The following is a 25,118-nucleotide window of genomic DNA, read 5'->3' as shown; positions in this document are numbered from 1 at the left end:
TCAATGTAAATAGTTTCATTAACTTTCATGATATAGTAGATATGAGGTGTTATTGTGGCATTAGATGGAATCTATTTACATCATATTAAAAACGAACTTGAGGCTGAAATTTTAAATGCTCGTGTTGAACAAACATGGTCATCAAGCCTTTATTTTGTATTACAACTTTACAAAGAGAAACAAAGATACTATTTAACCTTTAATTTAAATGCAAGTTTTACATCAGTTTATCTATCAAAAAAACCAGTAGATAAGGTTGATAATTCGAACTTTTTAGCGAGTTTAAAGAAACATTTAACCGGTGGAATTTTAAAAGAAATCACACAGTTTTCATCAGACCGTGTTTTATTACTTAAATTTACTGTATATGACTTTATTTTAGGACCAATTGAAAAAACACTTATTTTTGAAGCAATGGGCCGTCATGCAAATTTAATTCTGTTAGAAAATGATAAGATATTAGATCTTTATAAAAAGATGTTTGTCTTAGATGGTAGGCATTTAGTACCTAATGCAACATATGAATATTTTAAGACTGATAAATTAGATGCTAAGGATTATGAATTTAATGCTTTACTATCTCCAAAAGAAATCACTGAAAAGTATTTAGGTATTAGTTTAAGACTAGCAAAATATTTATCAGAACATAATGTTACACCATACGATATAAAAATTCAACCAACACTATCACTAAAAGAAAATAAGAGCTACTTCTTTAATATCTTTGAAGGTGAAACTAAATCATTTGATACGTTAAGTGAAGCTTTAGAAAATCGCATTATGGAAAGCAAAGATGACAAACTACCTTATCTTACTTTTATCAAGAATCAAATTAAAAAGTTGGATAAAAAACATGATCAACTACAAAAACAAATGCACGATGCAGAACTTCATTTATCAGATAAAGATAAAGGTGATTATATCTATGCAAACGCCTTTGATTTAAATGAAAAGCGTCCTCATATTGGTTCAATTGAACTTGACAGTCAAAAGTCACTATCTGCAAATGCACAATCTTTTTACAAAAATTATCAAAAAGCTAAACGTGCATTAAGTTTTATCGAAACTGAACTTAAAAACGTATTTGATCAAAAAGAAATCTATTTAAACTTCCAAGCAGAACTTGAACTTGCCACCAAACATGAATTAAATGATTTTAAAGAACTTTTAATTCCTTATGGATATTTAAAACAATCCAGTAAAAATAATACTAGACAAACTAAACATAAAATAGAAATTTTAACTATTAAAGATTCAATTGCAACATTCATTATTGGTAAAAACAGTTTACAAAATGGAAAAATTATTAATGATTTAGGAAACAAAGATGATTATTGGTTCCACGTCAAAGATGCACCAGGTTCACATGTCTTAGTTAAAACAGAAATCCTAACTGAACAAGTTATTAGAAAAGCAGCCATGCTTGCTGCTTACTTCTCAACTTTAAAAGAATCTTCTTCTATTCCAGTGAATTATACACTGTTTAGAAATGTTTCTAAAATGAGTGGTAAACCGGCATCATTAGTTAAAATCAAAAATGAGAAAACTATCTTTATCGACATTGATAAAGATTTAATAGAAAGTATTTTAAAGAGTGCTTAACGTTTGTGAAAAAGTCACTTTTATCGTAAGATAAAGGTGTATAAAAAATATAGGAGGAATCTATTATGGCATATCAATTACCACAATTACCATATGCAGTCGATGCTCTAGAACCATTCATCGATGCAAAAACGATGGAAATCCATCATGGGAAACACCACAATGCTTACGTTACTAACTTAAACGCAGCATTAGAAAAACATCCAGAAATTAAAGCTGAAACTATGGATGATTTAGTAGAAATCTTAAAAAATTTAGATAAAGTTCCAGCAGACATTCAAGGTGCAGTTAGAAACAATGGTGGCGGACATTTCAACCACACATTCTTCTGGACCTTATTAAAGAAAAATGACGGTGCTAAACCATCAGGTAAATTAGCTGATGCAATCGTTCGTGACTTCGGTTCATTCGAAGCATTCCAAGAACAATTCTCAAACGCAGCTAAAACACGTTTCGGTTCAGGTTGGGCTTGGTTAATTAAGAAAGGCGACAAATTAGTTGTTACTTCTACTCCAAACCAAGATACTCCACTTGCTGAAGGTAAACCATTATTAGGTTTAGACGTATGGGAACATGCTTATTATCTAAACTATCAAAACAGACGTCCTGATTATGTTGCAGCATTCTTCAATGTTATTAACTGGTCAGTCGTTGAAAAATTATTTGCTGAATAAAAATTAAAGTGCAGAAATTAATCTGCACTTTTTTTATTTAACAATTTCAAGTACTTCTTTAATATCAGAAATCATATAAGTTGCATCTTTAAATTCATCAACACTACCATAACCATATAAACATCCACATGTGTCTAAGTTGTTTTTTATACCTGCTTGCATATCGTGCGTTCTATCACCAACTACTAAAACAGGTTTTGGTAGTTTATCCAATACAGTTTTTAAGATATCTTCTTTTGGAATGTAATCATACTGTTCTGATACCATAAAGTAATCAAAATATTTATCAAGTGAAAAGTTCTTCTTATGAAACTCCATATAATACGTTTTTGAATTAGAAAGGTAGACTAATATGTACCCTTCTTTTTTTAGTTTTTCTAATACTTCAATAGAATTTTTATAAAGTTTGGCATCACCTTTTAAAATGCGCGCTCTCATTTCTTCACCAACTCTTGCTGATGCAATTTTGATTGCCTCTTCACTTAAAGCTGGTTTAAATGATGCCCACATTTCTTTTGGATTCATACCAAGAAATTTAGTCACTTCATCTTGTTTCCAATCTCTTTTTGGTTGTAATCCTTTTTCAACTAATTCTTCATAAACTTTAATAAATGCTGGGTAATAGACGTGAATACTTTCATGTAATGTCCCATCATAATCAAATACGATTGTTTTATATTTCATAGTTTTTCCTTTTTGACTAATCCTTCAACTAGGATATTATCACCAAAAAATTGGATCTTAATATCTTCTAGTTCAAATGCATCTTTCATTAAACTTACCCCTTCACCTGATACTGGTGTTAAAGCATTTTTCCCGCCTATTAATTTAGGTGCTATATAAGCATAAACTTTATCTACTAAACCTTGGTCTAAGAATGTACCATGGGTATATGCTCCACCTTCAATAAAGACAGAGTCAATACCTTCTTTCCCAAGTATATTTAAGAGTTCTTCTAAATTTATTTCATCCATTTGAATGATTCGAACCCCTAAATTTTCAAGTGTTTCATCATACTTTTTAGAAACTACCCAAGTTTGTTGTTGTTTAGCTGTTTTAACAACATAACTTTTTAATGGAATATTAAGTTCAGGATCAATCACTATTCTTATTGGTTGATATGTTTCATAGTCTAATCTAACATTTAATTTTGCATCATCTTTAATAATCGTGTTTACACCAACTAAAATTGATGCATAACGATTTCTTAATTTATGCACATGTTTTCTTGCATCTTCATTTGTAATCCATTTAGAATCAAAATCTTTAGTAGCAAGTTTTCCATCTAATGTCATCGCATACTTCATCGCAACAAATGGTCTTCTTGTTGTAATGTATTTTAAAAAGATTTCATTAACTCGTCTAATTTCATCAGCAAGAAAATTAACTTCAACTTCTATTCCAGCCTCCTCTAACATCTTAATACCTTTTCCTGAAACCAGTGGATTTGGATCAAGTAAACCAACAACTACTTTTTTGATACCTTTTCCAATAATAGCTGCTGCACAAGGTGGTTGTTTACCAAAATGGCTACATGGTTCTAATGTAACAAAAATAGTACTTCCATTAACGTCTTCGGTTGCATTTTTAAAAGCATTAACCTCAGCATGAGGTTCACCATATCTTTGATGATAACCTTCACCTATAATTCTTGAATCTTTAACAATGACCGCACCAACTAATGGATTAGGATTGACAAACCCTTCACCTTTAAGGGCTAATTCAATGGCACGACGCATGTATTTTTCTTTTTCTAATTGTTCCATATGATCCCTTTCATTAAACACCGAGTTCGCGGTATCCTAAATATTCTCTAAAGAATCTTCTAAAATCATCTTTATTATTTTTTCTTACCCCAGAAGCAAAAAATTTAAAGGTTTGATTGAAATGATCAACCTCTAAAAACTTTTTAGTATCATTTAGATAATAGATTTCGCGGAACTCTCCTCGATATCTTGTCCAATTATCTAAAGTGATGGATTTATTTATCTCGATGTCTTGACTACACAAATGCCAAATACGTGAGTTTTTAATCCCAAAGTCTGTTCGCTGCATAAGTTTCCTTCTAATTGATATGTAATATCATGATACCTAAAATCATTACATTTATCAAATAATTAATTTCTTGAAATTAAGTCATATTTGATCTTATACCAACTAATCTAAGTTAAAACTATTTAATCATAATAAAAGGTGCAAATTTTGCACCTTTTAATTGCTATTCAAGTGGTTTCTCAAATATTTATTTAGCAAAATCTGGTGTTGCATGGATTACTGCATAGTCACCATCTTCTCTACGATAAACAATTTGAGGATCATTTGATGCTAAATCAAGGAAGATAAAGAAGTCATGGCCCGATAATTCCATTTGTGCAATAGCATCATCAATGCTCATTGGCTGAATCTTAAACTTCTTGGTTTTAACGAGATTTGAAGCTTTAACTTGTTTATCCATTTCTTCGACATCAAATTCACGATTAAAGACTGGTGTTTTACCACCTTTTTCAAAGTGGTGACGAATCTTACTCTTATGCTTTCTAATTTGTTGTGATAGTTTGTCAACAGTCTTATCTACTGCGGCATACATGTCAGGATCTTTTACTTCACTACGAAGAAGGATATAAGGTGCAGGAATTGTAACTTCTACTTTAGAAAATTCCTTGTACACACCTAGTACTACTCTAACCGTATCAATTGATTTTTCATCGAAGAAACTAATAATTTTAGTTAATTTCTTCTCAATGTATTTTTCAATTGCTTGAGTAGGTTGAAACCCATTTCTTCCAATAATCTCGTATCTCATATTTTATTCCTCCTTAAAAAAATTTGTAAAAATGATGAGATGTCCTACATTAAGTTTGTCAAAAAGGTCAATCCATTTTTGATTTAAGGTATCTAGATAGATTGCATCTATATATCCATCTAGTTTTAGATAAGCTTGAAGATAGGGTCTAAAATAATCTGCAAATAAATCTACTGGATCAAATTGGTCTTTAATTAATTCAAAGACATGGAGAAGCCCGCCATTTATTGGTATTACAAAGTATGGAAAATAATTCACATGACTCTGGAAACAGTTCTTGCAGACCCTATGGTCTATCCTCTTGTCGAGGTTTAAGAAAGTTCTTTTTACGGTAATAGGTTTACCACAAATCACACATTGCATAGGATACCTCCTATACAATAGTAGATTTATTTAATTGTTTTTACTTTTTATATTGTTCAACAATCTTAGGAATTAACATTGCTGGAACTTCATCATAACGTATAAATTCACGTTCAAATTTACCAGAACCTTGAGTCATCGCTTTAAGGTCTATCGCGTAGGATACAACTTCAGCTTCTGGAACTTCAGCTGTAATATATGTGTAAGCATCTTGTTGGTCCATACCTTGGATTCTGCCACGTCGTTTATTCATATCACCCATGACATCACCAACATAAGCTTCTTTTACTTTAATCGTTAATTTTAAGATTGGTTCTAAAATAGTTGGTTGAACTTTTTCTAAAGCAGCTTTCCAAGCAAGGTCAGCAGCTAAAACGAATGAAATTTCATTACTATCTACATCGTGGTAAGAACCATCAAATAAGGTTGCTTTAACATGAATCACTGGGAAGCCTGCTAAAGGTCCTTTTTCAAATGATTTTAATAATCCTTTTTCAACTGCTGGGAAGTATCCTTTTGGTACAGCACCACCGACAACTTCTGATGCGAATTCAAATTCACCTTCAGTCGGTTCAAATCTGATATGAACGTGGCCATATTGACCAGCACCACCAGATTGTTTCTTATGTTTACCTTCACCTTCACCTTTTTTCTTAATGGTTTCACGATAAACAATCTTTTGATCATTAAAATCAACACCGACTTTATACATATTCTTCATTCTTTCAATCACAAAGCCGATATGAGATAAGCCATAACCACCAATCAATAATTGACCAGTTTCTTTATTTCGCTGTAGATCAAATGAAGGATCTTCAATGTTTAATTTACCTAATGCCATTGAAATCTTATCTTCATCCTTTTCATTTGAAGGGACAATGGCTTTATAGATAACAGGTGTTGGTAATTGAACTTTATCAAAAACAATTCGATTCTTAGGATCAGAAATGGTATCACCAGTTCTTAATTGATCAACCTTTGTTACAACAAAGATATCACCTGCATGAACGATGTCTAAAGGTAATTGATCTTTACCCATGACTGTCATTAAACCTGATAATTTAATAACTGAATCAGAACCAGAATGGTAAACATCATCCCCATTTTTAATAGAACCTGATGTTACCTTAATATATGAGATCGTACCAGCAAACGGATCGACCATTGTCTTAAAGACAAATCCACTGAATGGTTGAGAATTTACAGTTTTAACAGATATTTTTTGATTAGTTTGTAGATTGGTTGCTTCTAATTCTTTTAACTCATCTGGTGATGGAGCAAAATCAATTAACATCTTAAGCATGGTTTCCATACCAATATTCTTAAGTGATGAACCCACTAAGACCGGTGTTAATTCACCATTGATAATAGAATTATGCAGTGCATGTTTGATTTGATCCATTTGAATCTCTTCGCCACCTAAATACTTCTCTAATAATTCTTCAGAAGTTTCAGCAACTGATTCCATAATCATTTCATTTAAGCTTTTAACCTTAGGTAATTTTTCTTCCCAAATCGGTGCATCTTGACACTTATTACCATCATAGATTCTAGCTTTCATTTCTACAACATTTACAAATCCTTCAAAGTCTTCTTTACGACCAATTGGATATGCAAATGGTACAGCACGTTTACCTAATTTTTCACGTATATCTTCTAAAAGTTTCTCATAATCAATGTTTTCTTTATCCATCTTATTAATGAATAAAATAGCTGGAATGTGTCGTTTTCTAATTTCTGACCAAACCATCTCGGTACCGACTTCGACACCTTTAGTTGCATCAATTAAAATGACTGCACCTTTAACCACTTCAAGGGCATGGTAGAGTTCTCCGATGAGTTCATCGTTACCAGGCACATCAAGCAGGTTAAGTTTGCAGTCATTATATTCTACAGGTATTAAAGATGTTGACATAGAAGAGCCTTTAGCCTGTTCCTCAGGTAAAAAATCTGACTTGGTGTTCTTCTTTTCTACTTCTCCTTTTTTACTTAAAACCCCCGAAACATAGAGTAGACTTTCGACAAGTGTAGTTTTACCACTACCTTGGTGTCCGAGAAGTGCAATGTTTCGAAGGGCATCCGTTCTATAGTCCTTCATAAAAGTCCTCCTTAATTGTATGCGTTTACATTGTACTTTTATTATAGCACAGACATATTTTTAATGTAAGTGATTAGATAAGTAAATATATAACGTTTTAGTAAATTATGTTAATTAGCCATTTTAATCATTAAAGTTGTATAATAAATTGTATGAAAAAATTAGCAATTAAGGCCATTCGTTGGTACCAAAGCAATTTATCTGGTGGTAAGATGCACAAGTGCAGACACAATCCAACTTGTTCAAATTATGCCATTGAAGCTTACGAGAAACATAACTTTATTTATGCTTCTTTTTTAACCACAAAAAGAATCCTTACTTGTAATCCATTATTCAAACCGAAGTATGATCCAGTTCCTGAACCAAAACACAAGAACAAAGCACCTTATAAAGATATCACTCCAACTAATTTAGAAAAATAAAACGACTTTAGTAAGTCGTTTTTTTATTAATGATTTAATCAAATATGTCTATAAAAAAACTGCTCATTTTAATGAACAGTTTCTAATATTTATTAATAAGCTCTTGCAAATAGAATTGTCATAGTTGCAGGTTTACCTGTAACTGGACAAATTTCTGTTAATAATGGTTCATTAACGATAACACGTGCAGTAGCACCTGTTTCTGCTTTAATTTGGATTTCAGCATCTTGACCAGATACTGACATCTTAATGTAACCACCATTCTTTAAATGTTGTTTAAATTCATCATAAGTTTTAGCAACATTCGTATGTGTTTGAACATGGTTTAATGCTGCTTGATACATTTCTTCATGCATTTTAGCGATTGCTGGTTCAACAAATTCAACCACATCTTCAATTGCTAATAATGATTTTTCTCTTGTGTGACGGAAGACAACTTGAACATTACCTTGTTCAAGATCTCTTGGACCTACTTCAATACGAAGTGGCACACCTTTCATTTCATATTCAGCAAATTTCCAACCTGGTGATTTCTTAGAATCATCAAGTGCTACTCTAATACCACGTGCTTCTAAGTCTTCTTTTAATTTATTTGCAGTTTCAGTTACTTGATCGTTTGCTGCAATTGGAATAATTACGACTTGAGTTGGAGCAACATATGGAGGTAAGACTAAACCTTCATCATCACCATGAACCATGATGACCGCACCAATTAATCTAGTTGATACACCCCAAGAAGTTTGGTAAGCAAGTTCTAATTCGTTATTTGAGTTTGTAAATTTAATACCAAATGCTTTAGCAAATTCTTGACCAAAGTAGTGTGAAGTACCTGATTGTAAAGCTTGTCCATCGTGCATTAATGCTTCGATTGAATAAGTTTCAAGTGCACCGGCAAATTTTTCCTTTTCAGTCTTTCTACCAGTAACAAATGGAATAGCAAGTAATTCTCTACCTAGTTTTTCGTAAATTTCTAACATCTTTAATGTTTCTTCTTTAGCTTCTTCAGCAGTAGCATGGACTGTATGTCCTTCTTGCCATAAGAACTCTTTACCACGTAAGAAAGGACGAGTTGTCTTTTCCCAACGTACAACAGAACACCATTGGTTGTATTTCTTTGGAAGATCTCTATGTGATTTAACAATCTTAGCATAGTGAGTACCAAACAATACTTCTGATGTTGGTCTAATTAATAAACGTTCAGCAAGGTCTTCAACCCCAGTTGTTGTAACCATAGCAACTTCTGGTGCGAAACCTTCAACGTGTTCTTTTTCAATTTTAAATAATGATTCAGGGATTAACATTGGCATATATACATTTTGATGCCCTGTTTGTTTGAACTTCTTATCTAAATATGCTTGGATATTTTCCCAAATTGCATAGCCTAATGGACGATAAATAATAAACCCTTTAGCATCGCTATAGTCCATTAATTCTGCCTTTAAACAAAGGTCAGTATACCATTGGCTAAAATCTACATCACGTGATGTAATGCTTTCAACTAATTTTTTATTGTTACTCATTCTCTGTCACCAAATATGTCTTTCCGTCTTTAAAATTAATTTTTCTTGTTTTATATAATAAACCTAACGCACGTTTAAATGCTTTTCTTGATAAACCAAAAGTTTCAACAATTAATTCACTTTCGGTATCCGCTGTATAAGGCATTTGTCCACCATGTGATACTAAGTAATCTAGAATCATTTTAGAATCATCAACTCTAACTTCTTCTTTAAACTTACTTAAACTACCTTCATAGCCTTGTTTACTTTCATAAGTAATCTTTACTGAAACTTTTTCACCAAGACGATAATTATGTCTTACATTCGATTTTTTTACTAAGACAATATTACCATCTGCAGTATGAATGAAATAACCAACTTGACCGATTGCTTGTACTGACCCCTCAACATCTTGTCCAATTTCATAGTTACCAATAACTACTCTAAATTCAGAAGGTGGGATAAGTCGTGCAGTCATTCTTGTTTTCACTTTTAAATCAACATAGACCTCATCACCCGGTTCGGGCCATAATGCTTCATCTTGCGGGAGGTCATCTTTAGATAGTAAGACGTCTTTTGAAATCCCAAGATCTAAGAATACACCTAAATTTGGATTTTTAGAAACAACTTTTAATGTTCCTGGTTCACCAACTTGAACATAAGGTGTAGATAGTGTTGCAGCTTCTCTGCCTTTTGCATCAAAATATAAAAAAGCTTCAACTAAGCTACCTCTTGTTAATTCTCTTTTCCCTGATTCATTGACGTGAAGGAAGATTTCTTCCCCTTTTTCATTCTTCAGGATATATGCAATATCAGTTTTTCTATCAACTTTAAGGACGTTGATTTTACCTATAGTAAATGCCATATAATCACCTAACTTATTATAGCATAATAAAAAAATCCTGTTGAGGATTTTTTATTTTTCTAAGTATTCAATATAATTTTCGTAAGATTGTAGTAAAAGGTGGTAAATGTATTCTACAAATGGAGAAATGTCTTTCTCAACTTTAAATGTATCGATATGTTGTAGATAAATATCTTTTTGATCTAATGGGATTGAAACTGGCATATAACCGTCAAATAATAAGATGTAGTTTAGAACAAGTCTAGCAAGACGTCCATTACCTTCTAAGAAAGGATAAATTTTAAGAATTTGCATGTGTGCAAAACATCCTTTTTGCACAGCAGTTCCTTTAAAATTATCTAAATCATAAAAGAATTTTGCCATTCTGTCATAAACTTTAACGTAATCTGGTGGTTGGTGCATAGAACCTTGAATTTGAACATTAACTTTACGGTATTGTCCTCCGACAAATATTCCATCCACTAATATTTCATGTAAATCTTTTAATGTTTCTTCATCGAGTCGTTTACGTGATGTCACTAACTTAAATACATGTGCAAAAGCTTTCTTATAATTGAGTGCTTCCTTTTGCTCTCGCTCTGGTAATTGAATAACGATTACTTCCTTTTCAAGTAAGTTCGCGCATTCATCAAAACTTAAGTCATTCTTGCCTTCTATAGTTATGGATTCATAGGCAAACCTCTTAACAAACTCATTTAAAAGTTGTAGAAACTTTGTTTCTCCAACGGATTCTCGAAGTTCGTTAAAGTGTAGTTTATCTACTTCCAAAAGATCATGATTCATCGTCATCGCCCCTTTAAATTTATTATAACAAAAAAATCGAAAAAAAAGAGGTTTACGAATAAACCTCTTATTTCAATAGCGGATTAAACCTTTAATACGCTTGCAGCTTGATCGCCACGATCTGATGATTTGATTTCAAATTCAACCGCGTCGCCTTCTGCTAATGATTTGTAACCATCAGCTTTGATTGCTGAATAGTGAACAAATACATCTTTACCGTTTTCAGCAGTGATAAAGCCGTAGCCTTTGCCTGCATCAAACCATTTAACAGTACCCTTCATTAAATGCGTTACTCCTTCTTCATATCTAGGTTTTTACACCTACACTCATTATACACGTTAACAATTCAAATAACAACTAAAAACCCTTACGAAAAAAAAGAAATGATTTTGGGTAATTTTTATTGCCATTTGTTGGCTTAAATGAGAGAAAAAATGCACTTTTTTTGAATTATTAATAATCATGTTAAATAAAGTTATTCATACTTGGTCAAAAAAGGGCTTTATTTTTAATAAAGTCTTTGATATAATCTTTTTGCATGCCAAACTCGCCCCCATAGGTTAGTGGCAAACCGCATCCATGGTAAGGATGAATTGCAAGTTCGATTCTCGCTGGGGGCACCATTTAACAAAAAGTTATTCCTTCATAAAAAAGCGTTCTTGAGAAATCAAGGACGCTTTTTGTTTCTATTTATCTATTTTTAATTACTTTGACTCTATTAATGAATATGGTTTATTTAACTAAAGTACTTTCTGCTGTCATCATTTCTTTATTTTCTATTTTAGGTGCTCTTAATCCTTCCTTCATAAGGTTTTTCATAAAGAGCGGTATGAATGATAAAATCACCATAAAAATACCTGTTATTAAGATAACATGAGAAATATCCATTTGATCAGCAAGTGGTCCAAAGATTAACATACCAAGGGGCATTGAAGCTGTTTGAATTAGACCATAAACTGAAAAGACTCTCCCTATGTATTCTGGTTCTACTTTTTCTTGAACAAGTGTGACAAGTATTGGTGATGATAAACTCATGAAGAACCCCATAATACCCCAAACGATAATGTAAATCCAAAAGTCATAAGGTAAGCCTAATCCAATTCCACCAGCACCAATTAGTAAATAAGAAATAAAGAATGTTTTCAGTCGATTTTTAAAGCCACCCCAAAGCGAAATCGTAATTGACCCCAACACCATCCCAACTCCAAAGAAAGCTTCAAGGTAAGTTAGTCGCCATAACTCACCACCAAAGACTCTTCCCACTTGAATGTAAGTAAGGAAAGCTGGTGCTGCCATTAAAAAGACAAATAAGAATCCGAAAACAAGGATACTTAAAACAAACTTATGATTCTTCGCATAAACTAAACCATCTTTGATATCTTTGATATAATGAATTTCTTTCTTTTCTTCTTCTGCCTTATGTTTTGGAAGTTTAATAATAAAGATTAACATCCAAACTGCAATTGCAGCAGTAATTACGTCAATTAAGAAAATAAACTCAATTGATATTTGTGATAAAAGAAAACCTGCTAAAAGTGGTAACCCAACCATCGATGCTGATTGAATACCTTGATTAATACCTTGAACTTTTAAAAGTTTATCTTCTGGTACAATTTGTGGATATACAGCTGAAACCGCTGGTTGATGGATTGCTTGTCCGATGGATCTACCAACAGATACAATAAAAATAATCCAAATATCTTTTATGCCAAAAAAGAATAGTATTGCAATCACTAATGTTACTAAGGCAATCGCTAAATCAGCCACGATCATCAATGCTTTTCTATTTAACCTATCTGCCCAGACACCTGCAAATGGTGTGAGAATTAAACTAGGTATAAATGTACATAACACCATGATCGTCATCATTAAACCTGAATCACTATCAAGGGCAATATACCACATAATGGCGTACATAACCATCATTGAGCCTAGTAACGATATCGATTGACTGGTAAGAAACAACGTTACTCTTTTTTCCCATTTTTCCATGTTTAACCTCCCCCTCCGGATTAAAAACACTGCTTTTTTATCTTACCAAACATTTGAGGTTCAAACATTTATTTTGCATCAATTTTCTAATAGTTCTTTCAATTTTCTAACTGTATTTACATTTCTAATTGTTAATAGTTCATAAACTTTTGTACCGACAATTTTTATTAATCCACTTTTAGATTGGTTGTTTCTTGATACACAAACAATTAGTGCTTTATCGTGATAAACTGTATCTTCAATTTCTTTTTTAACTGGTATCGAATCAATCAAATCTTGAGTGATTTCAGGATAGTAAAATAAGACATCCGCTTTAGATTCATCATTATTTTGATAATTTTCTGGAATATGATTTGCTATATCAATAAATTCATGTTCACCAATAACTAATGTTCTTGAATCCACATTAAATACTTTTAAAATTAAATCATGAATTAATACTTGATGTTTTTTAACATCTTTGATCTCACTTTCAAAAATAATATTCCCAGAATTAATGTATGTTAAAACATTTATTAAACCCGCTTGTTCCATCTTTCTTTTTAAAGTTTTCATGTCAACCTTATTATTACCACCAACATTAATCCCTCTAAGTAAACATACAAATTTCAAGTTATCATCCCCTTATTTAATTTATTATAAGTCAAAAAGAAAAGCTCCTCACTTGGAGGAACTTATTATTCATTATTAAACAACCATACCGTATGTTAACCAAATTAAGAGATAACCCGTTATAACGGTGGCTAGTGTCGTTGGAACAGAAAGTTTTAAGTATGTACCTAAAGATACTGTATGGCCTTCTTTCTTTAAAATACCAATCGCTGCAACGTTTGCTGAGGCACCAATTGGTGTAAAGTTACCACCAAGTGTCGCACCAGAAAGTAAACCGAAGTATAGTACAGTTGGATCAATACCTAAATTAGTTGAAACTAATGCAATAATCGGAAGCATTGTTGCAACATATGGAATATTATCAATAAAAGCTGATACGATAACTGAAATGAAAACAATTAAAGTGTAAAGTAAGAATAAATTTCCACCAGCTACATCGCTAAAGAAATCTCCAATTAATGCAATTAACCCAGCGTGTTCAATACTGCTAATAATCACAAATAAACCAGCTAATATTAGGAGTGTTGTATAATCAATTTCTTTAATGTGTGGTAACACTGATTTAACTGATTTTTCTTTAATAGATTGATAAATTAAACCAACTAAGAACCAGAAACAACAAATCACACCATTTAATAAGGCAAATTCTATATTTTGACCAACAAATGATACAATCACAAGTGAAACAATAATTGCAACCAATAAGACAGTAGGGAAGAAAGATTTCACTTCTGTTTTCATTGATTCATCAAACTCAAGTGGTTGATTTTGATTTCTAAATATAATGTATAAAACTACTATAAAGATTACTAACGCGATTTGAATTAAAAAAAACATTCCAGGACGTCCTAAATACCAGAAGAAATCAAAGAATGTCATACCTAATTTTCCACCAAGTAAAATAGCTGTTGTATCCCCTACAAGGGTAGCAGCACCTTCTAAGTTTGAAGCAAGTGCAATCGCAATTACTGGTGCAACTGGTGATACTTTTAACTTTTTACAAATCATAATTGCAATAGGTGCAATAATGATAACAGTTGCTACATTATCAACAAAGGCAGATACTAAACCTGCAAAAATTGCTAAATAAATAACAGTCCATTTTAAATTCTTACTTTTTTTAATTAAACCATCTGCAATGAGATCAGGCATTTTAGATTCAATAAAAAGGTTTACAACACCCATAATCCCAAAGAGCATTAATAAAATATTCCAGTCAATGGATGGTAAGACATCATTTAAAGGAATTGTTCCAGCAAGAATGAAAATTAATGCGGATCCTAATGCTACAAAATGTTTATGGTTGGGGAAGGCAAATAATAATATATAAGTAACAATGAATAAAATCACTGCGAATGTTAATTCTGTCATTTTGTTTTCTCCAATCAGATAAATATCTTTTCATATTATAACAAAGTTATTTGAAAAAAGTTTGTTATAACTTTATGAAAATACTTTCAACATTATTCAATTTTCTTAAAGTCTTCTTTTAATTCAAGTGGAGCATAAATCCAAGCTGTTGAACTAGAATAATTATTTTTTGAATTACTTAAATAGGTTGATTCATCACTTTTTCCTAAGAGATGATTCGTTAATCGTTCATAATATTCTAAAACCCTTTTATCGACTTTAAATTCGATTGAAGGCTTTTTAGCTAACAACTCTTCTACTTTAAGATAGTTTTTCCTAGATTGATAGAAATACAACATGAAGTGATAAATCATTAAACCATCTTCACCCTTAGATAATCCTTTTTCAATTCGCTCTAGTTTATCATCAATCGATGTACAACTAATTCTTCCTTGGAAGGTTACCTCATCTAGATAAAAGGATAGTATTGTCAAATAGATTCGGTCATTTACTTTCGTATACTTTTCTAAGTACTTAACAATTTGTGGCCAAAGATAATCAACACTTTTTTCATCTTTCTCAACAAGATTAACAATTTGTAGAAAATAAGATAATCTAAATGATTTATTTAGATCAAGTGCTTTAATTGCAGCATAATCTCCATACATACCACCTTTAGCTATCCTGCTGGATAGAATCGCTAAAATAGTCATAATTGAAGTGATTAATGCATAAGTGAATAAGAAACCATTAAGTAGATAAAACGGTGTTAAAAAGAATGCTAGGAATGTTAAAACAACCACAGCCCCATAGATAATTGAAGCATTAGGTCCTGCAATTAAAACTTTCTTGAATTTTTCAACAATAATTAATTCATCTTCACTACTTCTAATCGGTATGACATCAGGAATTACAATACCACCTAAAAGTAATAAAAATTTAGGAATAAATTTGACTTTCCATCGACCATCTATTTTAACAAAAGCAAAACATAGTACATACATTGCTTTAACATTGATACCTAATCTCTTAAAAGCAATAAAGTGTCCTAACTCATGAAAAAAGATTGCCATGTATAATGCAATGATCGCGTAAAGCAAATGAATATAAATAGGCACAGAGCTTGTACCTTTAAAAAAATTTACCCAGACATCGTTATAATGAAGTATGGTATTTGAATATCCTAAGATAAATCCAAGGAGTAAAACTACGCCAATTGTGGCAAAGAATTTTTTCATTTTTATCATTCCTATCAAGTTTCATTATAACATTTAATGATTCCTATTTATTTATAAATAAATCTTACAAAAATAATTGACATTATGTATATAGTTGGTATAATACTGATAGATTAATTTTGTAGTTAATTGCGAATTAAAAAAAACTACAAAAAATATACAATGATGCTTGACATTTTATAGGTTCATTTGTTATCATAATAAAGCACGAAGACGACGTCGGTGTCGTATAATGGTTATTACAAGGCCTTGCCAAGGCTTAGACGGCAGTTCGATCCTGCTCACCGGCTCCAGTTGATATTAAACCCCTGAGAACTCAGGGGATTTTTTTTTGCCTTTTACTTAAAAATGTTAGAATGATATTAGATACCAAATGAGGTGATACAATGATTGAAAAACTATCCATTAACTCCAAAATACTTAATTCAAAGAGAAATTTAAGAATCTTTATTCCAGATCAAGTTGATGGTCCATTCCAAGTATTATATATGCATGATGGACAAAATCTTTATTTTGATCACGATGCTTCATACAATCATGCTTGGCATATTCATGAAACTGTCGCTGCCATGATTCATTCTAAAATGTTAAAACCAACGATAATTGTTGGAATTGATCATACCGATGATAGACTATTAGAATATTCTCCAGTAGATGTAAGTAGAATTTCAAAAGAGTTAAAGATTACTTTTGATAAACCGTATTTTGGTGATTTATATGTTGATTTTATAGTTCATGAGTTAAAATCTTTTATCGATGAAAGATACCAAACACTTAAAGATCAATCAAATACATTAATTACAGGAAGTTCGATGGGTGGTGTCATTTCAATGTATGCAGCATTAAAATATCAACACATCTTTGGAGGTATTGGTATGTTATCTACTGCTTCTTGGTACAACCAACCAGCATTCTTAAATTTAATTGATACATTAAAAACCGATCATACTCAAAAATTCTTTATTGGTGTAGGCACATCAGAATCCTATGACAAACCATCCTTAAGTAAATTGTATGTGAAAACTAATAAACAATTATTTAATAGGATTAAAAAAATGTCACCAAAGACAGTATTAAGAATTTATCAAGATGCAATTCATAATGAAAGTTTCTGGCGTGTAATTGCTGCTGAAATGTTATTAAATATACAAACTAAGTAAAAAGAAAATCCTCTATTTAAACAGCTATCCTATTTGTTGGTGTGTTTATTTTAGAGGATTTTTTATTTGTTTACTTTTTTAATATTTTACTTTCATACATAATCTTATCAACTGCTTTATGGAAATCAGTTAAATTGTGATGTACTTCTTTGTTATAGACACAGTAGCCAATAGAGGCTTGTAGTTTAAATGAATCGGATGTTTCATTAAACTTACGGATATTCTCATGAACGTTTTGAATAATTCTTTCAACATCTATGAGCTTATTCAAATTAGTTACAACAAAGAATTCATCACCACCAAATCTTGCAAGAAAATCATTATCTGAAATACTATCTCTGATAATCTCTGCAACTTTAACTAACGCTTGGTCACCTACTGGATGTCCAAATGAGTCATTAATCATTTTAAAGTCATCAATATCTACTAAAATTGCTGTAAATGTCTCATGTTTTTTCGCAGCTTTAATTTTATCTTGTAAGTAATAATCTAGTTGTCTTCTATTAAATGTACCAGTTAGATAATCACTCTTCATACGTTTATTTTGGACAAAGATATAAAGAATGGTGATTGCTAATGCGATTGCATTTAAGCTATAAGAAATTCCATAATGAACACTTTGAGCAATAAGCGCTAATCCAGGAATCAGTCCAAATATTAAATAAAGTAGAAAATGATTTTTAGTAAATCTCTTACGCTCAAGAATTAGCATTCCAAAAGTAATGATCATCACTGTAACGCTCATCACCTCAGGTAACATGTACATCGAACCTCGATGGTAGATGTTTTCCGCATCAATATAATAAATCCAACCATTGAACAATGAACCAATGACTAGAAACGCATTAAATAATAAAATTGGAATTGAACCAATTGTGAACCTTTTAATCATTTTCTCATTTGAATAAATTTCATAATGTATATACATAAACCACATAATTGAAATTAATGGATTAAATAAGAATAAAAAGAAATTACCAACGTGATTTAAAAATGGGTATATGGGTTGACTTAATCCATCAAATCTTGAAATTAAGTCAAAAAAGAGCATATAAATGGTTGTCATTAATAAATGATTAAACAACCTGTCTGAGGTTCCTTGTTTTCTAAATTTTAAGTTGGCAATGAGTATTCCAAAAAGCAACACATTTGAATAAATATAAAGTGCAGTATTAATCATTAGATAAAAGTGCATTGACGTTCTCCCCTACTATCGATGCAATCTAACCGAATAATGGTATTAGATTACTTTTAATTATATTTAAAATTAAATATTTTGAAAGTAAAATAATAATTTAATTAACGGAAAGATGAAAAAATAAGTCCTAAACAACATAGGACTTACCATTTATTTTACTTATTTCCCTTTTGATATGCTTCAATGACATAAGGTTTTTCAGCATATTTATGTGCAACAGAACTTGCAGCTGCAGCTGCAATCGCACCAACTAAATCATCAAAGAATGTGTTACATTTTTTACCTTGTGGATCTTTGTTGTCTAATTTTTGCATCACACCGGGTTTTAGTTTATCAACATAGCCAAAGTTAGTTGAACCAATTGTTCCATAAACGTTAACAATTGATAATGCTAAGATTTCATCAATACCGTATAAGCCATAATCTTTCATTAAAATTGTTTGAAGTGGTTCTGAAAGTAATCCTTTTTCTGCTAACATATCAAGTTCGATACCAGTCAAGATTGCATGTTGAACTTCTCTTTTCATCAAGACTCTTCTAATATGATCTAAACAGATTTCTAAAGTTAACTCTGGTAAATATTTTATTTGAAGATTTAAAGTGATATCAGCAATTTCTTCTAATGAAACGCCTCGTTCTGCCATTCTTTTAACGATTAATTCGTATTTAACGATATCGTGATTCTTGTCATTTTCTTGCATAATTTTTTCTCCCTTTATGCCTTATTTTTCTAGTGATTTTAAGTGACGTACATCTATTATAACTCAAAGTCTAAATAAAATAAAAATAGAATCAGATATTCTGACTCTATTCCTCATCTTCTTCTTGTTTAACTTTGTTTTTGGATTCTTGTTTAGACTTGTATTTATCTAAAATAACCTTGAATTGTTCATAATGTGCTTTGACAGTTCTTTTATCAAACGGTGGACGGCGTTCTTCAATCCAAACTTTTAAATCATCAATTGCTTGATAAATAATTCTTTGAACTTCTTCTGAATAATGCATATCCATTGAGTGTTCATCAAAATCCTTTTGGTCTAAGACAACTAATTTACCATTTGGAAATACTTTAATATCTAGATCATAATCAATATACTTAATCGCTTCACCATCATAGAGATATGGGGATGAAATATTACAATAATAATGTATACCATCACGTTTAAGCATTGCTATGATATTGAACCATTCTTTTTCATAGAAATAACAAATGGCTGGTTCTTTGGTATACCAACTTCTACCATCTGATTCGATCACTTTAGTTGCCTGATTACCAGTAACTAATGCTTCTGCAGTATCATCAATAACAAAAGATGATGTCCACACACGGTGTAGTGAGCTATCATGCTTATAACTTTGAATTTGGACTTTTTTACCTGCTTTAAGCTTCATACTAATGACCTCATTAAGATTATAACACAGTTATTTTTGATAGGTAATCTAGAAAACAAGAGAATTTTATTAACAAAAAAGGGGCTTCATTCATAACCCCTTATATTTATATATAAATTATCTTACAAATCTTCAATTATTGACAGGTATTAATAAACCTTTAAAATAATCTAAAGATGTTGATGCAATGAAACCTCTAATATCAAGGTTTACATCTAATCTTTTCTAAGTTATTTTGAATTATTTTCTTCTGTAAGTGTATAACTTATATAATGATGATACGCTTGACCGTTTTTTAGAATAACATTATTAAAATTTGGATTATTTATTGCATCCGGTTCAATCTGACATTCAATAGCAATCGCTCCATATATTGGAATTTCTTTTAAGTCTTTGGTAAGTTGTTTAAACTTATGATTACATGAATAAACTTGAACAGCTGGATAACTTGTATCTATTGAAAGTTTTTTATTTTTATACTTTAAAACAACTTGAGGATTACTTTCACCATTAAAGATGAATGCATGATCTAATCCTCTAACATTTTGTCGGTTTAAAAGTTTGATACTTTCTCCAATAACTCTCTCTTTGGTAAAATCGAGTGGTGTTTGTTTGGAATTTAAAAACTTGCCAGTTGGAATCAACTCTTTATCGACTTCTAAGATATGATTAGCATTGATGAAAAGTTGATGATTCAATACATCTTTATCACCTAAATTAAAATAACCATGATTGGTAATGTTTAGAATCGTATCTTTTGTTGTTGTAGCATCATATGAAAGTTTTAAATTATTTCCATTGAGTTCATATGTTACATATAATGTAACCTCTCCTGGAAAGCCCATTTCCATATCTGGAGAAATATATTTAAAAACAATTTTTGTTTCAGTGTGATCAACAACGTCAAATTTTTTTACATTAAAACCTTCTGGACCACTATGTAAATTGTTTTTATTAAAATCATTTTTATGTAATTCATAGGTTTTATTTCCAATGTTAAAAGTAGCATTTATGGTTCTATTTGCCACTCTACCTACTGTTGAACCAAAGTATCCTTTGCCGGAATCCAGATAATCTTCTAATTTGTGATTGTTTAACATAATAGATGTTTTATCAGAATAAGCAATCCACTCATAAATAGTGGCGCCGTGATCTAATAAGGATATGTGTTGAAAATCATTTTTAATTTCATATATATGCATTTTGAATTTCCTTTTTTAGAAATATTAATTTAAAAACATTATTAAAAATAAATACCTACAATTACCTTTTAATTCCTATTATACAACGAATAGATTTAACCGTTAGAAAACAAAAAGAAAACCGAGATTTCTCTCGGTTCAAATAAGCTTACTTTTTATTTTTCTTTCTTAAGATAGATGCTTTTCTTTGATTTTTCTTTAAATGTTTACCTTTACGGTTTTTGGCCATGATCATATTTGTAGCCCTCCTACCATTCATTATAACATAGCCTAATTTATTGACCTAATTTATCATGCCCTTTCTAGAGCATTATATGAAGTAAACCGAAAAATAAAAGCTAACCCTAACGAGTTAGCTTATGTGTTTTTATAAATTATGATAATTTCACTAAACTTGCTGCTGCAACAGATTGTCCTAGACGACGGAATTTCTCATCAGGTAATGAAATTGAAATTTTCTTCTTCAATTCAGGGAAAACATTTTTTAAGACTTCGTTTGCCTTTTTAAGAATAATATTTCCACCTTCACCTGACATCACGCGTCCTAATAATAAGACTTCGCTAATGTCATAGAAGTATTCATACCATGCTAAACCATATGCTAAGTATGTACCAATCGTTTCAAAGATTTCAACAAATCTTAAATCGTTTTTGTCTAATTTTTGAACAACTTTTAAACGTTCTGCTAAGGTTTGATTTTCTTCAAAAGTAATACCTGCTTTTTCTGCAAGACGAATTACAGCATCTTGTGAGAAGTATTTATTACCTGTTCCAAAATCTCCACTCCACTCGTCTACTGGGCCGTTTTCTTGGAAATCAACTGGGACGAATGCAAGTTCATTTAACCAACCTTCAATATTTCCCTTTTCATTTACGTAACCTGCTGCTTCACTTGTTCCCATCGCAATTCCAAGTAACTTCGTTTTGTTTAAAGTCATTGAACCAGCAAGTGCTGTAACATCACCATCATTAGCAACAATAATTGGAACATTTAATTCTTTTGCTACATCAATATAAATATTTCTAATATGTTTGTCAAATAATTCTTCTGGAACTTGGATAAATAATGATGCGACACGCGCTTCATTATTAATGTATACACCAGCAGATGAAACACCAATTGCATCTACTTTTGGTAACACCTTAGCAGCTCTCATAATTGCATTTCTAATATGTTGTTTATGATACTCTGGATCACTATTTAATTTTGGAAGCCATACGATTTCTTCACTAAATAGCACTTCTCCATCTTTAACAGCTGATACTTTCATATCAGAGCCACCAGCATCAAATCCAATACGATTACCATCTAAGTGTTTACCAATAGCTTCATCACCTTTTTTAATTTCAGGTAATGTATCGCTATGTAAGACTTCAAATTTTTCTAAATAGATACGTTCCATAAATTCTTTATCAAATTTGCGGAAACCATCCATGAAAATATGCTTAATACGTGCATAAACTTCTTTATTGCCAACAACGATGATCTTATAACCACCATATACCCATAATAAAGATTTTACGATACGTTCTAAGATAAAAATGTTTTCATCCATTTTTGCTGGATTTGAGAAAATATTTTGAGTAAATACTTCATTGAATCCATCATTTCTTTCAATTACGATTGAAAGTTTTTCATTAGCTTCATTTTTAACACGGTCGTTAAAGTCTCTAATTACCATTACCGCCGGTTTAAAATTTGGATCTAATTTTAGATTAGTCATAATAAAACTTCCTTATCAATTTTATTTTAGTAAAAGGCTTGCTGCATCTTGATCTAAATAAACATGTACATTTGGATGTTTTTGTAAGATTGATGCTGGAAGTGATTCAGAAACCTCACCTTTAATCATACCATATACTGCTTCTGCTTTGTTTTTACCAGTTGCAATTAAGACAATTTCTTTAGCACGCATAATATCTGCAATCCCCATAGTGACTGCCTCATGTGGCACTTCATCAATGTTTGAAAATAAACGTGCATTATCTTTTCTTGTTTTCTCAGCAAGCGTTACTTTATGTGTATGTGAATGAAATGAAGTACCTGGTTCATTAAAACCAATATGACCATTTGAACCAAGCCCAAGTAATTGAATATCAATATGTGCTTTATCTAATAATTCTTGATAGTTTTTGATTGCAGTTTCTGCATCAATTGAACCATCTGGAATAAAAGTCTTATCTAAGTTAATATCCACATGATTGAATAAATTATCTCTCATGAAGAAATAATAACTTGCTTCATGACCTTTAGGTAGACCTACATATTCATCTAAGTTATAAGAAGTTACATTTTTAAATGTAATTTCACCTTTATGATTGGCTTTAATTAATCTCTTATAAAGCGGAATTGGGGTAGTACCTGTTGCTAGACCTAATACAAGTTTTGGGTCTTTATTTAATTTTTCTTTATAAAATGAGGCTACATCATTGTAAAGTAACTCTGATGAGTCGTAAATCTTAATATTCATGATTAATATAATCCTCTTAATAGTCTGTCGTAGACATTTCCTTCTAATTCTATTTTGATTGCACCACAAGTTTTCTTGTAGAATTCAGCAACTTTTTCGTTTACACCACCAATAACTGCATAGCCATAACCGTCATAATGCATTGCTTCTAATGAATACATTAATAGTGCAGTACCGATGTTTAATCCACGATATTCAGGATCGACACCGATTGGGCCAAAGTAACCTTTAGCAGTTGCATCATAACATGCAAAACCAATTATCTTACCATCTTTATAAGCAACAAATGCAGTAGGTTGTGGTTTGAAGATGGCAGCTTTTACTTCGCTTGCCCAACCTTTTGAAAAATGCTTTTCTACAAAGGTAACCATTGCATCACTATTAGGTGATAATAATCTTACAATTTTAACATCATCTTTCACTGCTTTTAATGAAAGATCAAGGCGATACAAACTTACTAATAAGTCGTTCATTTTTATAGGCCTCCGTTGACATTCAAACTTCTTAATGCTTCTTTAATATTTCCATTATTTTGTAATAATAATTGATCAATCATTTCAACATCATCTAATTTACCTAAAATTGAAATGACTGCATGTTTAACAGATTTAAATCTTTCTAAATAGTTAATTGCCACATCTTCAGATACGCCAGTAACTTCACAAACGATAGATACTGCACGTGAAACAAGTTTAGCATTACTCATTTGGATATCAATCATTAAGTTTTCATACACTTTACCAAGTTTAACCATGGCAGTTGTAGAAATCATATTTAAGATTAATTTTTGAGCAGTACCTGATTTCATACGTGTTGAACCTGTAAGTGGTTCTGGACCAGTAACAGCTTCGATTGGGAAATCAACAGCATTTGATAATGGTGCATTATGACTCGTTGTAATACCTGCAGTTTTTGCACCAATGGATCTTGCATATTCAACTGCTGCAATAACATAAGGTGTTCTTCCACTTGCTGCAATACCAATCACGAAGTCTTTCTTTGTAACATTGTAACGCTTTAAGTCTTCAACTGCAGCTTCTTTGTCATCTTCTGCACCTTCTACAGCATTACGTAAGGCTTTGTCGCCACCTGCAATGATACCAATAACCATATTGTCTGGTACACCAAAAGTAGGGACGCATTCAGATGCATCTAGTACACCTAAACGACCTGAAGTTCCAGCACCAACGTAGAAAAGTCTTCCGCCTTTAGCTAACTTTTCAGTTACAGCATCAACAATTGCTGTAATACCATCTAAGACACCTTCGATCGCTTCAGGAACTTTTTTGTCTTCCTCATTGATCATTTGTAAGATTTCTTTAGTTGTAGCAACATCCATGTGCTTAGTTTTTTTGTTTCTTTGTTCTGTTGAAATTGATTTAATATCTACCATA

Annotated in this window: 26 protein-coding genes and 2 tRNA genes; 6 read left to right on the top strand and 22 right to left on the bottom strand. The window is 31.4% G+C overall.

All coding sequences use genetic code 11. The annotated features are described in order from the left end of the window. Positions 1 to 54: 54 nt before the first annotated feature. The gene (locus PG914_RS03120; RefSeq protein ID WP_488822255.1) at positions 55 to 1,602 is read left to right on the top strand and encodes an Rqc2 family fibronectin-binding protein; all 1,548 of its coding nucleotides are present in this window, start codon (positions 55 to 57) and stop codon (positions 1,600 to 1,602) included. 65 nt (positions 1,603 to 1,667) lie between these two features. Then, on the top strand, positions 1,668 to 2,276 hold the full coding sequence (locus PG914_RS03115) for a superoxide dismutase (protein ID WP_488822254.1): 609 nt from the start codon (positions 1,668 to 1,670) through the stop codon (positions 2,274 to 2,276). 33 nt (positions 2,277 to 2,309) lie between these two features. Here PG914_RS03115 and PG914_RS03110 read toward each other — a convergent pair whose 3' ends face one another. The 6 genes from PG914_RS03110 to fusA form a co-directional block, all read right to left on the bottom strand. Beyond that, entirely contained in the window at positions 2,310 to 2,960 is a 651-nt protein-coding gene (locus tag PG914_RS03110) for an HAD family hydrolase (RefSeq protein ID WP_488822253.1), read from the bottom strand. Next, positions 2,957 to 4,042: a bifunctional diaminohydroxyphosphoribosylaminopyrimidine deaminase/5-amino-6-(5-phosphoribosylamino)uracil reductase RibD gene (ribD, locus tag PG914_RS03105; protein ID WP_488822252.1), complete on the bottom strand. Its 1,086-nt coding sequence runs from the start codon at positions 4,040 to 4,042 to the stop codon at positions 2,957 to 2,959. Before ribD ends, PG914_RS03110 begins: the two co-directional genes overlap by 4 nt. Positions 4,043 to 4,055: 13 nt before the next feature. Continuing rightward, positions 4,056 to 4,331, bottom strand: a complete 276-nt coding sequence (locus tag PG914_RS03100) for a hypothetical protein (RefSeq protein WP_488822251.1) — start codon at positions 4,329 to 4,331, stop codon at positions 4,056 to 4,058. Positions 4,332 to 4,518: 187 nt separating this feature from the next. Then, positions 4,519 to 5,079 carry a ribosome hibernation-promoting factor, HPF/YfiA family gene (hpf, locus tag PG914_RS03095; RefSeq protein ID WP_488822250.1) on the bottom strand — a complete coding sequence of 187 codons (561 nt, stop codon included), beginning with the start codon at positions 5,077 to 5,079 and terminating at the stop codon, positions 4,519 to 4,521. Between the two features lie 3 nt (positions 5,080 to 5,082). Continuing rightward, positions 5,083 to 5,337 carry a hypothetical protein gene (locus PG914_RS03090; protein WP_488822249.1) on the bottom strand — a complete coding sequence of 85 codons (255 nt, stop codon included), beginning with the start codon at positions 5,335 to 5,337 and terminating at the stop codon, positions 5,083 to 5,085. A 145-nt stretch (positions 5,338 to 5,482) separates the two neighbouring features. After that, the gene (gene fusA, locus PG914_RS03085; RefSeq protein WP_488822248.1) at positions 5,483 to 7,540 is read right to left on the bottom strand and encodes an elongation factor G; all 2,058 of its coding nucleotides are present in this window, start codon (positions 7,538 to 7,540) and stop codon (positions 5,483 to 5,485) included. Positions 7,541 to 7,692: 152 nt separating this feature from the next. Here fusA and yidD point away from each other — a divergent pair, with 152 nt between their 5' ends. Further along, complete coding sequence (gene yidD, locus PG914_RS03080; RefSeq protein WP_488822247.1) at positions 7,693 to 7,962, top strand: membrane protein insertion efficiency factor YidD; 270 nt, start codon at positions 7,693 to 7,695, stop codon at positions 7,960 to 7,962. Positions 7,963 to 8,054: 92 nt separating this feature from the next. Here the strand turns inward: yidD and proS are convergent, their stop codons facing one another. The 4 genes from proS to PG914_RS03060 form a co-directional block, all read right to left on the bottom strand. Then, on the bottom strand, positions 8,055 to 9,482 hold the full coding sequence (proS, locus tag PG914_RS03075) for a proline--tRNA ligase (RefSeq protein WP_488822246.1): 1,428 nt from the start codon (positions 9,480 to 9,482) through the stop codon (positions 8,055 to 8,057). Further along, positions 9,475 to 10,326 (bottom strand): S1-like domain-containing RNA-binding protein, encoded by an 852-nt coding sequence (locus PG914_RS03070; protein ID WP_488822245.1) that lies wholly within the window; start codon positions 10,324 to 10,326, stop codon positions 9,475 to 9,477. Before PG914_RS03070 ends, proS begins: the two co-directional genes overlap by 8 nt. A gap of 51 nt (positions 10,327 to 10,377) precedes the next feature. Then, complete coding sequence (locus PG914_RS03065; protein WP_488822244.1) at positions 10,378 to 11,109, bottom strand: Fic family protein; 732 nt, start codon at positions 11,107 to 11,109, stop codon at positions 10,378 to 10,380. Positions 11,110 to 11,192: 83 nt separating this feature from the next. Next, positions 11,193 to 11,390, bottom strand: coding sequence for a cold shock domain-containing protein (locus PG914_RS03060; protein ID WP_205735043.1), 198 nt, complete (start codon positions 11,388 to 11,390; stop codon positions 11,193 to 11,195). 268 nt (positions 11,391 to 11,658) lie between these two features. Here PG914_RS03060 and PG914_RS03055 point away from each other — a divergent pair. Next, positions 11,659 to 11,732, top strand: a tRNA-Thr gene (locus tag PG914_RS03055). 109 nt (positions 11,733 to 11,841) lie between these two features. Here PG914_RS03055 and PG914_RS03050 read toward each other — a convergent pair. The 4 genes from PG914_RS03050 to PG914_RS03035 form a co-directional block, all read right to left on the bottom strand. Next, positions 11,842 to 13,101: an MFS transporter gene (locus tag PG914_RS03050; RefSeq protein ID WP_488822243.1), complete on the bottom strand. Its 1,260-nt coding sequence runs from the start codon at positions 13,099 to 13,101 to the stop codon at positions 11,842 to 11,844. 78 nt (positions 13,102 to 13,179) lie between these two features. Next, entirely contained in the window at positions 13,180 to 13,713 is a 534-nt protein-coding gene (locus PG914_RS03045) for a DUF1697 domain-containing protein (protein WP_488822242.1), read from the bottom strand. Positions 13,714 to 13,788: 75 nt separating this feature from the next. Then, positions 13,789 to 15,084, bottom strand: a complete 1,296-nt coding sequence (locus PG914_RS03040) for an ArsB/NhaD family transporter (RefSeq protein ID WP_488822241.1) — start codon at positions 15,082 to 15,084, stop codon at positions 13,789 to 13,791. 92 nt (positions 15,085 to 15,176) lie between these two features. Further along, a complete protein-coding gene (locus PG914_RS03035) occupies positions 15,177 to 16,301 on the bottom strand; it encodes a M50 family metallopeptidase (protein WP_488822240.1) in 1,125 nt (374 codons plus the stop codon). 218 nt (positions 16,302 to 16,519) lie between these two features. Here PG914_RS03035 and PG914_RS03030 point away from each other — a divergent pair. Both PG914_RS03030 and PG914_RS03025 read left to right on the top strand, forming a co-directional pair. Beyond that, a tRNA-Gly gene (locus PG914_RS03030) sits at positions 16,520 to 16,594 on the top strand. Between the two features lie 93 nt (positions 16,595 to 16,687). Continuing rightward, the gene (locus tag PG914_RS03025) at positions 16,688 to 17,461 is read left to right on the top strand and encodes an alpha/beta hydrolase (RefSeq protein WP_488822239.1); all 774 of its coding nucleotides are present in this window, start codon (positions 16,688 to 16,690) and stop codon (positions 17,459 to 17,461) included. Between the two features lie 70 nt (positions 17,462 to 17,531). Here PG914_RS03025 and PG914_RS03020 read toward each other — a convergent pair whose 3' ends face one another. The 8 genes from PG914_RS03020 to murQ all read right to left on the bottom strand — a co-directional run bounded on the left by PG914_RS03020 (position 17,532) and on the right by murQ (position 25,117). Beyond that, positions 17,532 to 18,656, bottom strand: coding sequence for a GGDEF domain-containing protein (locus tag PG914_RS03020; RefSeq protein WP_488822238.1), 1,125 nt, complete (start codon positions 18,654 to 18,656; stop codon positions 17,532 to 17,534). 158 nt (positions 18,657 to 18,814) lie between these two features. After that, positions 18,815 to 19,360, bottom strand: coding sequence for a phosphatidylglycerophosphatase A family protein (locus PG914_RS03015; RefSeq protein WP_488822237.1), 546 nt, complete (start codon positions 19,358 to 19,360; stop codon positions 18,815 to 18,817). Between the two features lie 106 nt (positions 19,361 to 19,466). Then, positions 19,467 to 20,051, bottom strand: a complete 585-nt coding sequence (locus PG914_RS03010; protein WP_488822236.1) for a DUF402 domain-containing protein — start codon at positions 20,049 to 20,051, stop codon at positions 19,467 to 19,469. Between the two features lie 230 nt (positions 20,052 to 20,281). Next, entirely contained in the window at positions 20,282 to 21,253 is a 972-nt protein-coding gene (locus PG914_RS03005) for an aldose epimerase family protein (RefSeq protein WP_488822235.1), read from the bottom strand. A gap of 374 nt (positions 21,254 to 21,627) precedes the next feature. After that, entirely contained in the window at positions 21,628 to 22,977 is a 1,350-nt protein-coding gene (locus PG914_RS03000; protein ID WP_488822234.1) for an ROK family protein, read from the bottom strand. A gap of 21 nt (positions 22,978 to 22,998) precedes the next feature. Continuing rightward, entirely contained in the window at positions 22,999 to 23,724 is a 726-nt protein-coding gene (gene nagB / locus PG914_RS02995) for a glucosamine-6-phosphate deaminase (RefSeq protein WP_488822233.1), read from the bottom strand. 2 nt (positions 23,725 to 23,726) lie between these two features. Continuing rightward, positions 23,727 to 24,197: a GNAT family N-acetyltransferase gene (locus PG914_RS02990; protein WP_488822232.1), complete on the bottom strand. Its 471-nt coding sequence runs from the start codon at positions 24,195 to 24,197 to the stop codon at positions 23,727 to 23,729. A gap of 2 nt (positions 24,198 to 24,199) precedes the next feature. Beyond that, positions 24,200 to 25,117 carry an N-acetylmuramic acid 6-phosphate etherase gene (murQ, locus tag PG914_RS02985; protein WP_488822231.1) on the bottom strand — a complete coding sequence of 306 codons (918 nt, stop codon included), beginning with the start codon at positions 25,115 to 25,117 and terminating at the stop codon, positions 24,200 to 24,202. Between the last annotated feature and the right edge of the window lies 1 nt (position 25,118).

Source organism: Acholeplasma sp. ORD1043, from assembly GCF_057808485.1.
This window is presented reverse-complemented; position numbering and strand designations above follow the sequence as displayed.

Coding starts and splice junctions, on each gene's coding strand:
- nagB (WP_488822233.1), bottom strand. CDS start 23,724: ATGAATATTAAGATTTACGACTCATCAGAGTTACTTTACAATGATGTA.
- PG914_RS03015 (WP_488822237.1), bottom strand. CDS start 19,360: ATGCAAGAAAATGACAAGAATCACGATATCGTTAAATACGAATTAATC.
- yidD (WP_488822247.1), top strand. CDS start 7,693: ATGAAAAAATTAGCAATTAAGGCCATTCGTTGGTACCAAAGCAATTTA.
- PG914_RS03035 (WP_488822240.1), bottom strand. CDS start 16,301: ATGAAAAAATTCTTTGCCACAATTGGCGTAGTTTTACTCCTTGGATTT.
- PG914_RS03070 (WP_488822245.1), bottom strand. CDS start 10,326: ATGGCATTTACTATAGGTAAAATCAACGTCCTTAAAGTTGATAGAAAA.
- PG914_RS03010 (WP_488822236.1), bottom strand. CDS start 20,051: ATGAAGCTTAAAGCAGGTAAAAAAGTCCAAATTCAAAGTTATAAGCAT.
- PG914_RS03060 (WP_205735043.1), bottom strand. CDS start 11,390: ATGAAGGGTACTGTTAAATGGTTTGATGCAGGCAAAGGCTACGGCTTT.
- PG914_RS03005 (WP_488822235.1), bottom strand. CDS start 21,253: ATGCATATATATGAAATTAAAAATGATTTTCAACACATATCCTTATTA.
- proS (WP_488822246.1), bottom strand. CDS start 9,482: ATGAGTAACAATAAAAAATTAGTTGAAAGCATTACATCACGTGATGTA.
- PG914_RS03050 (WP_488822243.1), bottom strand. CDS start 13,101: ATGGAAAAATGGGAAAAAAGAGTAACGTTGTTTCTTACCAGTCAATCG.
- PG914_RS03000 (WP_488822234.1), bottom strand. CDS start 22,977: ATGACTAATCTAAAATTAGATCCAAATTTTAAACCGGCGGTAATGGTA.
- PG914_RS03115 (WP_488822254.1), top strand. CDS start 1,668: ATGGCATATCAATTACCACAATTACCATATGCAGTCGATGCTCTAGAA.
- PG914_RS02990 (WP_488822232.1), bottom strand. CDS start 24,197: ATGAACGACTTATTAGTAAGTTTGTATCGCCTTGATCTTTCATTAAAA.
- murQ (WP_488822231.1), bottom strand. CDS start 25,117: ATGGTAGATATTAAATCAATTTCAACAGAACAAAGAAACAAAAAAACT.
- PG914_RS03110 (WP_488822253.1), bottom strand. CDS start 2,960: ATGAAATATAAAACAATCGTATTTGATTATGATGGGACATTACATGAA.
- PG914_RS03025 (WP_488822239.1), top strand. CDS start 16,688: ATGATTGAAAAACTATCCATTAACTCCAAAATACTTAATTCAAAGAGA.
- ribD (WP_488822252.1), bottom strand. CDS start 4,042: ATGGAACAATTAGAAAAAGAAAAATACATGCGTCGTGCCATTGAATTA.
- PG914_RS03065 (WP_488822244.1), bottom strand. CDS start 11,109: ATGAATCATGATCTTTTGGAAGTAGATAAACTACACTTTAACGAACTT.
- fusA (WP_488822248.1), bottom strand. CDS start 7,540: ATGAAGGACTATAGAACGGATGCCCTTCGAAACATTGCACTTCTCGGA.
- hpf (WP_488822250.1), bottom strand. CDS start 5,079: ATGAGATACGAGATTATTGGAAGAAATGGGTTTCAACCTACTCAAGCA.
- PG914_RS03100 (WP_488822251.1), bottom strand. CDS start 4,331: ATGCAGCGAACAGACTTTGGGATTAAAAACTCACGTATTTGGCATTTG.
- PG914_RS03040 (WP_488822241.1), bottom strand. CDS start 15,084: ATGACAGAATTAACATTCGCAGTGATTTTATTCATTGTTACTTATATA.
- PG914_RS03020 (WP_488822238.1), bottom strand. CDS start 18,656: ATGCACTTTTATCTAATGATTAATACTGCACTTTATATTTATTCAAAT.